The organism is Paracoccus sp. (in: a-proteobacteria) (genome assembly GCF_047973135.1).
Classification (GTDB): domain Bacteria; phylum Pseudomonadota; class Alphaproteobacteria; order Rhodobacterales; family Rhodobacteraceae; genus Paracoccus.
The window spans coordinates 35,741-44,838 of record NZ_JBKEBL010000042.1 but is presented as its reverse complement, the minus strand read 5'-3'; the positions used below and the strand labels follow the sequence as shown (position 1 = coordinate 44,838).

At 62.6% G+C, this 9,098-nt stretch carries 8 protein-coding genes and 1 pseudogene; 3 read left to right on the top strand and 6 right to left on the bottom strand.

The genetic code is table 11. From position 1 onward, the window contains the following. The 3 genes and pseudogenes from ACK5L9_RS04250 to ACK5L9_RS04240 all read right to left on the bottom strand — a co-directional run. Positions 1 to 245, bottom strand: a pseudogene (locus ACK5L9_RS04250) (ABC transporter permease); the annotation flags it as partial. A gap of 9 nt (positions 246 to 254) precedes the next feature. Next, entirely contained in the window at positions 255 to 1,169 is a 915-nt protein-coding gene (locus ACK5L9_RS04245) for an ABC transporter permease (RefSeq protein WP_416910203.1), read from the bottom strand. A gap of 66 nt (positions 1,170 to 1,235) precedes the next feature. Continuing rightward, the gene (locus ACK5L9_RS04240) at positions 1,236 to 2,738 is read right to left on the bottom strand and encodes an ABC transporter substrate-binding protein (protein WP_416910202.1); all 1,503 of its coding nucleotides are present in this window, start codon (positions 2,736 to 2,738) and stop codon (positions 1,236 to 1,238) included. Between the two features lie 264 nt (positions 2,739 to 3,002). Here ACK5L9_RS04240 and ACK5L9_RS04235 point away from each other — a divergent pair, with 264 nt between their 5' ends. Together ACK5L9_RS04235 and ACK5L9_RS04230 are read left to right on the top strand one after the other, a co-directional pair. Beyond that, entirely contained in the window at positions 3,003 to 4,181 is a 1,179-nt protein-coding gene (locus tag ACK5L9_RS04235; RefSeq protein ID WP_416910201.1) for a sialidase family protein, read from the top strand. A gap of 31 nt (positions 4,182 to 4,212) precedes the next feature. Next, positions 4,213 to 5,337, top strand: coding sequence for an iron-containing alcohol dehydrogenase (locus ACK5L9_RS04230; protein WP_416910200.1), 1,125 nt, complete (start codon positions 4,213 to 4,215; stop codon positions 5,335 to 5,337). Between the two features lie 6 nt (positions 5,338 to 5,343). On the opposite strand, the gene ACK5L9_RS04225 is transcribed toward ACK5L9_RS04230, so the two are convergent. From ACK5L9_RS04225 to ACK5L9_RS04215, 3 genes are all read right to left on the bottom strand, one after another. Beyond that, entirely contained in the window at positions 5,344 to 6,084 is a 741-nt protein-coding gene (locus tag ACK5L9_RS04225) for a FadR/GntR family transcriptional regulator (RefSeq protein ID WP_416910199.1), read from the bottom strand. Between the two features lie 19 nt (positions 6,085 to 6,103). Next, the gene (locus ACK5L9_RS04220; RefSeq protein WP_416910198.1) at positions 6,104 to 7,135 is read right to left on the bottom strand and encodes a four-carbon acid sugar kinase family protein; all 1,032 of its coding nucleotides are present in this window, start codon (positions 7,133 to 7,135) and stop codon (positions 6,104 to 6,106) included. Between the two features lie 140 nt (positions 7,136 to 7,275). Then, positions 7,276 to 7,722 (bottom strand): MarR family winged helix-turn-helix transcriptional regulator, encoded by a 447-nt coding sequence (locus tag ACK5L9_RS04215; RefSeq protein ID WP_416910197.1) that lies wholly within the window; start codon positions 7,720 to 7,722, stop codon positions 7,276 to 7,278. A gap of 206 nt (positions 7,723 to 7,928) precedes the next feature. On the opposite strand from ACK5L9_RS04215, the gene ACK5L9_RS04210 reads away from it, so the two are divergent. Continuing rightward, a complete protein-coding gene (locus tag ACK5L9_RS04210; RefSeq protein WP_416910196.1) occupies positions 7,929 to 9,092 on the top strand; it encodes a M20 aminoacylase family protein in 1,164 nt (387 codons plus the stop codon). Positions 9,093 to 9,098 lie beyond the last annotated feature (6 nt).

Sequence of the window (9,098 nt, the reverse complement as noted above, 5' to 3'; positions counted from 1 at the left end):
CCCCCCAGGATGTACAGAAAGCCACGGTCGGCCAGGAAGGGCGGGGCGTTGCGCGCCCTCAGGTTCTGCTTGCCGGCGACATCCTCCAGCAGGGCGGGGCCAAGGATCGCGCAGATCACGACCAGCAACAGAAACAGCGCAGCGGCAAAGGCGAACTTGTCTGCCCAAAGCATCATCAGCACATGGCGGAACCGGCCCGGTATGTGGTTTGTCGCGACAGCGGTATTCGAGCTTGTGTCGGTCATGATGCCCCCTCAGGTGCGGATGCGCGGATCAAGCAGCGCATAGGCGAGGTCGATCAGCAGGTTCATCAGAAAGATCGCCAGCGCCGTCACCATGATCGCCGCAAGGATGACGTTGAAATCCCGTTGCAGGATGGAATCGATCATCAGTTTTCCGACGCCGGGAAAGCCAAAGATCGTCTCGACCACGACGGCACCGTTCAGCAGTGCGGCGGCCTGATCGCCGATCACTGTGATGACCGGCAGCATCGCGTTGCGCAGCGTATGGACGAATATGATCGGGCGGTTGCGGACCCCCTTGGCCCGCGCCGTCTTGACATAGGCCGATCCAAGCGCCGAGATCATCGACCCGCGCACCACTTGCAGGATCAGCCCGAAGGGCCGCACGAAAAGCACCGCCACCGGCAGGATCCAGTGCCAGACCGAGCCGGTCCCCGAGGTCGGCAACCAGCCAAGTGTCACCGAAAAGACCACAATCCCGACGATGGCGACCCAGAAATCCGGGGCGGACGCGCCGATCAGCGAAATCAGCGACGTCACCCGGTCGGCAAGCGAACCGACGTGAAAGGCGGCCAGCGACCCAAGGACGATGGCCGCCCCGGTCACAAGCGTCATCGTGATCAGCGCCAGTTGCAGCGTCCAGACAAAGCTTTCCAGCACCACGTCGATGGCAGGCCGCGCCTTGCGGATGCTTTCGCCGAAATCCAGCCGCAGCAGATCGCCGATATAGGTCGCGAACTGCACCGGCAGGGGTTCGTTCAGGCCGTGGATCTCGCGGAAATTCTGCCGCATCTCGTCAGACGCATCGACGGGCAGATACAGCGCCGCCGGATCGCCCGTCAGGCGCGACAGAAAAAACACCATGACCACCAGCACCAGCAGCGACACAAAGCTTGAAACGGCACGTTTTCCCAGCATGGACGACATCGGGCACCTCTTGGGCGGGATGGCGGGCAGATGCGCGGCAGGGCCGCGCATCACGGGGGTGTCGGCTTACCTGAAGCCGATTTCGGACAGTTGCAGGGAACTGTTCGTCGCGATGGTCGGGGCAAAGTCGATCCGTGGGTTCACCCGCGCATGCCCGACCATGTGGAACAGCAGGACATCCGCGACCACGTCGTCATGCAGATAGGCGAACAGCTCTGACCACAGGGCGCGGCGTTCGTCCCCGGTGGCGGCGGTGGCCTGCGCGATCAGCTCATCGGCATGGGTATCGCTGATCCCGGACTGGCGCCCCTGGGAATCGTATTTGAAATACATTGAAAAAACCGGATCGCCGCGCGAATTGTCATGCTGCGCGCCGACAAGGATCGGCCGGTCCTGGACAAAGGGCCTGGAATAATACTGCTCGTGTTCGGCGACCTCGACCATTTGCAGCTTTACGTTGAAACCGACCTCGGAAAGCATGCTTTGCACCGCCTCGTAAAGTTCGGTCGCGCCGGGGAAATTGCCGGTCCGACCGATCAGCGAAATCTCGGCCTCGACGGGAACACCGTCGGCCTTGGCAGCCGCCAGCAATTCGGCGGCCCTGTCCGGATCATAGGGCCAGGCCTTGACATCCGGGTTCCAGCCCAGGGTCGTTGGCGGCACGATCGCGGTGGCGATCTGCGTGCCCTCGGCAAGGATGGAACCGATGAACGCCTCGCGGTCCAGCGCAAGGTTCAGCGCCTCGCGCACCCGCTTGTCATCCAGCGGAGGAACCTTGTGGTCGATGCGCAGATAGGTGGTTTCCGAATTGGGATAGGCAAAATCCATCGCGGGATCGGTGGCATCCACCGCCGAAATCGAGGGCGATATGTCCGCCTCGCCCGTTGCCACCATCGCCGCACGCACCGCCGCATCGCTGCGGAACAGGTAATTCGCCCCGGTGACCTGAGGCGCGTCGCCCCAGTAATCGTCACGTCGCACCAGCCGGATATTCTGGCCGGGGTTCCATTCGGCCAAGGCATAGGGACCGGTTCCAACCGGATTGCGGGTAAATTCGACCGGCGTTTCGGATGGAACGATGGTCAACAGCGACAGCAGCAGCGGCAGGATCGGCTGTGCGGGCTGGGTGGTAAAGTCGATGGTGGTGGCGTCCACGACGGTTGGCGTGATCTCGATCCCTTCGTAATAGCGCGAAATCTCGCAGGTGATCTGATCGCTGCGCGCCCGTTCAAAGCTGTGCCGCACATCCTCGGCATCGAAATCCGTCCCGTCCGAGAATTTCACCCCCTGCCGCAGATGAAAGCGCCAGGTGGTGTCGCCGGTCATTTCCCAGCTTTCGGCAAGGCGGGGCATCAGCCCGCTGTCGCCGCGCACGTCCAGTTCGGTCAGCGTCTCGGATATGTTCTGCAACACCACCCGCCCGATATTGGACCGCGTGGACATGCAAGGTTCGACAAGATCGACCTCTTCGCCAAGAACGATGGTCACGTCGCTGCTGTCCTGTGCAGAGGCGGGGCCAAGGGCCGCAGCGGCCAGAAGAAAACCGGCAAGAAATATCTTGTGATCCATCTGTTCCTCCCTGGATCGGACTGCAATCGCATATGTCGGCCGAGCTTGCCCGACAGCATGAGTCGATAGTGGTAAAGTTGATAACGAAAGTCAAACATCATTCGCTGTTTGCTTGGAATAAGCACGAGAAAACTGCGCAAAAATATGTTAATACAAGCATTTTTTTCTGCGCGGGACCGGTAATTTTGGCGTATGAACATATCAACTTGACAAATTCATGGGTGACTTGTTTCCTGAATGCCAACGAAGCAGAGGAATTGCACCATGGAGCCGACAGAAATCGCGCAGCGGATGACGGGCTTTCTGCTGGCCCGGCCTGGCGGGGCCGAGGCCCTTTTGCCCGCCCCGACGATTCAGAACCATGCCGCCTTTCTGGCACGTCTGCCCGATGGCGCGCTGGCCTGCCTGTGGTTCGGCGGCACGCTTGAGGGCAAGTCCGACATCTCGATCTTTGCGGCGCTTCTGGATGAGGGCGCGGGGCAATGGGCGCCGGCGGCGCGGCTGACCGACGATCCCGACCGTTCGGAACAGAATCCGGTGCTGTTCGTCGCGCCCGACGCGCGGATGTGGCTGTTCAACACCGCGCAGCCCGCTGGCAATCAGGATCAGGCCCGCGTCCAGATGCGTCAGGTGATGCGACAGGGCGACCGGCTGGTTGCGAAGGCCGCCCGCGATACCGGTTTGCCATCGGGCACATTCATCCGCGCCGCGCCGCTGATCCGCGATGACGGTGCATGGCTTTTGCCGCTGTTTCGCTGCAATGCCCGCCCCGGCATCCGCTGGACCGGTGCCTTCGATACCGCCGCGACGGCATTATCGGCGGATCAGGGAAAAACCTGGTCCGTCAGTGACATCGCGGATTCCGCCGGTTCCGTCCATATGAGCCCCGTCAACCTGCCCGATGGTCGCCTGGCCGCATTATATCGCCGCCGTCAGGCCGACTTTGTTCACCGTTCCGAAAGCGTCGATGGCGGCCGTACATGGAGCGCGCCCGAACCGACCGACCTGCCGAACAATAACAGCTCGATCGGCGTTGCCGCGTTGCCGGACGGGCGGATCGCGCTGGTCTGCAATCCGGTATCGGCGGCGGAATCCTTGTCGCGCCGGGCCTCGCTTTATGACGAACTGGATGAACTGGATGAAACGGATGATCGCCCCGAGGCGCGGCAGGGCTGTTTGCCGGTCTGGGGCGTAGAACGCGCGCCGCTGTCGCTGTGCCTGTCGGATGACGGCGGCAAGACCTTTCCGGTCCGCCATGTGATCGAGAACAGCGCCGGAACATGCGTATCGAACAACTCGCTTGATGGCAGGAACAAGGAACTGTCCTACCCCGTTATCCTGCCTCGCCCCGATGGCGGTCTGGACATTGCCTATACGCTGCACCGGCGCGCAATTCGCCATGTGCGGCTTGAAGCCGGTGCCATTGCCGATCCGGTCCGCTGAGTCCCGGAAACAACCACAAAGGAACCGCGCCATGAGTGGAATGGATCGTCCCATCACCCTGTATCAGCCCCCGCGGCTGGAAATCGGCCCCGATGCCGCGCGCATGCTTGGCGCATGGGCCGATGGCGCGGAACGGCCGCTTGTCATCGCCAGCGGGCCGACCCGTGCCTATGTAGAAAGGCTGGGGCTGTCCGGGCGGGTCCGCGTGGTGGACGACGTGCCGCCCGAACCCGACATCCCCGCCTTTGACGCGGTTCTGGCCGTCGCGCGCGATCACCGGCCCGATCTTGTGGTCGGGCTTGGCGGTGGCTCGGTTCTGGATGTGGCCAAGCTGGTGGCGGCGTTGTGGGATGGTGATCAGACGCTTGATCAGGTGGTCGGGCCGAACCGCGTGGCGGGGCGGCGTACCCGGCTGGCGCAGGTCGCGACCACTGCCGGAACCGGGTCCGAGGCCGGGATTCGTGCGCTGCTGACCGATCCGCAGACCAAGGTCAAGGCAGCCGTCGAAAGCCCGTATCTTCTGGCCGATATCGCCATTCTGGATCCGGTGTTGACCTATTCCGTCCCGCCCGCCGTGACGGCGGCGACGGGGATCGACGCGATGGCCCATTGTGTCGAGGCATTCACCAATATCCGCGCCCATGACCTGATTGACGGCTATGCGCGGATGGGTATCGCGCTGGTCGGAAAATACCTGCGCCGCGCGGTCGAAAACGGCGCGGATACCGAGGCGCGGGCCGGGATGATGCTGGCCTCGTATTACGGCGGGCTGTGCCTCGGGCCGGTCAATACGGCGGCGGGGCACGCGCTGGCCTATCCTCTGGGAACGCGGCTGTCGCTGCCGCACGGGCTGGCCAATGCGATCATTTTTCCGCATGTCCTGGCGTTCAACCAGCCGGTCCGCCCCGAGAAGACCGCCGAAATCGTCGCCGCCCTCGGCCTGCAAAATGTCCGAGATCCGCAGACGTTGCTGGCGGCTGCGCATGGCTTTTGCGCCGGGCTTGGGGTCGAGATGCGGCTGTCAGCGCATGGGGCCGACGCCGTTGCGCTGGAAAGCTGGGCGGCCGAGGCCCATGCGATCCGCAGGCTGATGGACAACAATCCGCGCGACATGACCGCAGGCGACGTCCTGACCATCTATCGCGCGGCTTTCTGATCGCAGCTACAGCGACAGATCCAGCGTCCCGCCACCGAACAGACGCTGGCGCGAATTGGTGATGTGGCTGCGCATCACCTCTTGCGCGCGGGCGGCGTCGCGGTCGCGGATCGCCTCGTATATGGCCTGATGCTCGGCCAGAACGGCGCGCAGCGCCGCAGCGCCATCCGACATCAGGCTTTCGCCATGCAGTTTCATCCCGACATGGATGTGATCACGCAGCGCACCAAGCGTTTCGGCGTAATACTGGTTGTTCGATGCCTTGGCGATGCCCTGATGAAAGGCGAAATCGGCATCTTCGCGGTGCAGATGCGATCCGGTGGCGTCCTTCAGCAGATGCAGGGCGTCCCGGATGTCCTGTAGCGCAGCCTCGTTATGGCGTTCTGCCGCCAGCCGCGCGGCGGCAGTTTCAACCGTCAGGCGGAATTCATAGCAGCGCTGGATGTCGGCGATGGTTTCGACCGGCGTGTACCCAAGCGCCGCCTCGCGCTTGACCCGCACGAAATTGCCGGCCCCCTGTCGGGAATAGATCAGCCCCTCTTCGCGAAGCTGTTCCAGTGCCACCCGCAGAACCGGGCGCGACACGCCGAACTTGACCGACAGATCCTTTTCGGGGGGCAGCTTCTCGTTTGCGCCGAAATCGCCGCGCATGATCCGGCTGTGCAGGGCGGCATAGACCTTGTCGGACAAGGGCGCACGGGTGCGTGCCTGAGGGGTATCTGCCCTGGCCTCGGTCGCTTTGTTCACCCTTGCCTCCCTCGGGTTGTCATGACGCGCCGTCTGACGACAGCAGGATATCCCGCAGCAGCGATGGTGCGCCAAATCCGCCGGATTTCGTGACCAGCCGGACCTGCCCCCATGATGTGCCGATGATACACATGGGCAAACCCGGACGAAACTCGGCGATAACTTGTAAATGATCGACCCGCAACTGGTCCAGCACCGCCTGCGCCGTTTCCCCGCCGCAGATCAGCAGGCCGCGCGGCTGTATCCGCAGCGCCGCCGCCGCAGTTCCCTGCGCAAAGCTGCGCCCGGCCCCGGCCCCGTCCAGCCCGCCGCCGCCATCTGTAATCGAGATCACCGCCACAGGCCCCGTGACGCCCTCGGGCACATGGCCATCGGGGGCCTGTGCTACAGGCACCACCCCCGCAAGCGCAGCAATCTGTGCCTGTGTGATCGGATCGCGCGAGCCATTGGCGATCAGGACCGGTGCGTTCAATCCGGGTGCGGGCGTCGCGCCAATCCCCTGCCGCCGTGCCAACGCCATGGCCAGCCCCCGCGCCCCGACCCACAGGACCGGGCCGTCCCCAGCGGCGACAAGGGCATCCAGGTCGGACTGGTCCAGACTGTCGGGGCATTCGACGGGTTGGGTGAAACACGAAGCGATATCAACAGGACGCGGCACATCCGGCCCGATCAGAAGGCCGCCGCTGACCACCCGCCCCATATCGGGGATTGCCGGGGCGGCGACACAGCGGGCCGCGCCCATCCAGATGGCCAGTTCGGCGGTCTCGGCACCCGGATGTCCCTTGAGTCGCGAATCGACCTTTTTCATCACCACCTGAAAATCGTCCGGCGACAGATGCGCCAGCGCCGCCTTGACCTGCGCGCTGGCCGCACCGGCCGCCACTTCGCGGCTGCCGGTGTTGACCGCCAGAACGTCAGGGGCCGCAGCCAGCGCCGCAGGGACCGCCGAGGGGCTGCGCGCCACCAGTACCCGCCATCCGGGCGACGCGAAAGCCACAGCAGAATCCAGCGCGCCGGTCAGGTCATCGGCAAGAACAAGGACTAAGGGCATCCGCCTGCCTCTTGGTTAAGTTGTAAAATTTATGACATATCAAAGCCGGGCATAAAACCCAATTCCGCCCGGACGCTGTGGAAAATCGCTGTGCCCTGCCGGAACCAATTTGACAATTCGACCGCAGGCTGGCGGCGGTGCTATTTCAGCTTGCGTGCGACATTGGCGAATGACTGCCGGATCTGGCGTTCGAATTCGTCGCTGTCGATCCAGTCGGCAAGCTTTTCCATCGTGCGGATAAAGGCAGCAACCTCGTCCGGTTCCAGCTTGAGGAACAGCATTTCCAGCCCCAGTTCCGAAAGGACATCGGCGGCGTTTCGTTTCTGCTGGCCAAGGCTGGTGATATAAAGCCCAAAGCGCCGGGCGTCGTTTTCGTCATTGCGGCGTTCGACCAGCCCGTTGCGCACCAATGTCTGAATCAGCCGCGATGTCAGGCTGCGTTCCAGCGCGCCCAGTTTGGCGATCTCGGCAAAGGTGATGCCGGGATTATTGCCGATCAGACGCAAGACACGGATCGTTCGAATATCCAGCCCGACGATATCGACAAACCGCTCCTCGACCGAATCGACCGTGGCATTCGCCAGCATATTCAATTGGTAAACGGCATTCCCCTGCCGAAACCCTTTTGACCATTCCCTGTTCATTCGGCCCCGCAAATCAGCACATCGCGCAGCATATCAGCGCCATTGCCGCGCCTTACGCAATCAAAAAACAAATTATTCTTTGGTGCAATCATCTTATTATGCAAAGATTGATACATGCAATTAACTTAGGGTGATTCGAGGAGATCGGAATGGGCATGATCAGGGACATCGTCGCGCAGCATGACGAGTTTTCCGGCTGGCGGCAGGCAATGCACGAAAATCCCGGTATCGGCTTTCAGGAAAGTTTTGCCGCCGATCTGGTCGAAACCAAGCTGAAGGAATTTGGGCTGGACGAGGTTCATACCGGCATCGGAAAGACCGGTGTGGTTGGCGTGTTGCGCGGCAACCGTCCGTCAAACCGCGCCATCGGCCTGCGCGCCGATATGGACGCCCTGCCCATCGCCGAGGAAACCGGCAAGCCCTATTCCTCGAAAATACCGGGGGTGATGCATGCCTGCGGCCATGACGGGCACACCGCGACCCTGCTGGCGACCGCGTGGCATCTGGCGCGGAACCGCGATTTTGCGGGCACGGTCTATTTCATCTTTCAGCCCGCCGAGGAAGGTCTGGGCGGCGCGCTGGCCATGATCAAGGACGGGCTTCTGGACCGTTTCCCCTGTGACCGGCTTTACGCCTATCACAATTTTCCGGGGATGGAGCTGGGGCATATCTATACCCGCGCCGGACGGATGATGGCCGGCTGCGCCTTTTTCGACATCAAAATCCAGGGCAGGGGCGGTCACGCAGCCATGCCGCAAACGACGATAGACGCCGCGCAGATCAGTTCGAACATCGTGATCACGGCGCAAAGCATCGTGGGGCGCAACCTGAACCCGCTGGATGCGGGGATCGTGTCCTTTACCGACGTTTATGCCGGCAGCAACAGCTATAACGTCATCCCCGACAAGGCCGCGATCAAGGGTTGCTTGCGCTATTTTGACAAATCGGTCGGAACCCTGCTGCGTGATCGCCTGACCGAGGTGGTCAAGGGCGTCGCCGCCACCTATGACGCCACCGCCACCATCGAATTCGATGAAAATTTCGTGCCGCTGGTGAATGACAGTGCCGCAACCGAGGTCGCGCTGTCCGTTGCCGCCGAAACGGTCGGGGCCGACAAGGTGCATGACGACGTTGCCCCCTTCACCGGCAGCGAGGATTTCGCCTTCATGACGGAAAAGGCCCCCAGCAGCTATGTGATGGTCGGCGCAGGCCCCGGCGCGATGCCGCATAATCCGGCCTATGATTTCAACGACCAGATCATTCCGACCGCCGCCAGCTATTTCTGTCGGCTTGTCCAGACCGAATTGGCCTGACCACAA

What these genes read in the sequence shown, in the direction of transcription:
- ACK5L9_RS04245 (WP_416910203.1), bottom strand. Translation starts at nt 1,169, where the DNA reads ATGTCGTCCATGCTGGGAAAACGTGCCGTTTCAAGCTTTGTGTCGCTG.
- ACK5L9_RS04240 (WP_416910202.1), bottom strand. Translation starts at nt 2,738, where the DNA reads ATGGATCACAAGATATTTCTTGCCGGTTTTCTTCTGGCCGCTGCGGCC.
- ACK5L9_RS04235 (WP_416910201.1), top strand. Translation starts at nt 3,003, where the DNA reads ATGGAGCCGACAGAAATCGCGCAGCGGATGACGGGCTTTCTGCTGGCC.
- ACK5L9_RS04230 (WP_416910200.1), top strand. Translation starts at nt 4,213, where the DNA reads ATGAGTGGAATGGATCGTCCCATCACCCTGTATCAGCCCCCGCGGCTG.
- ACK5L9_RS04220 (WP_416910198.1), bottom strand. Translation starts at nt 7,135, where the DNA reads ATGCCCTTAGTCCTTGTTCTTGCCGATGACCTGACCGGCGCGCTGGAT.
- ACK5L9_RS04215 (WP_416910197.1), bottom strand. Translation starts at nt 7,722, where the DNA reads ATGCTGGCGAATGCCACGGTCGATTCGGTCGAGGAGCGGTTTGTCGAT.
- ACK5L9_RS04210 (WP_416910196.1), top strand. Translation starts at nt 7,929, where the DNA reads ATGGGCATGATCAGGGACATCGTCGCGCAGCATGACGAGTTTTCCGGC.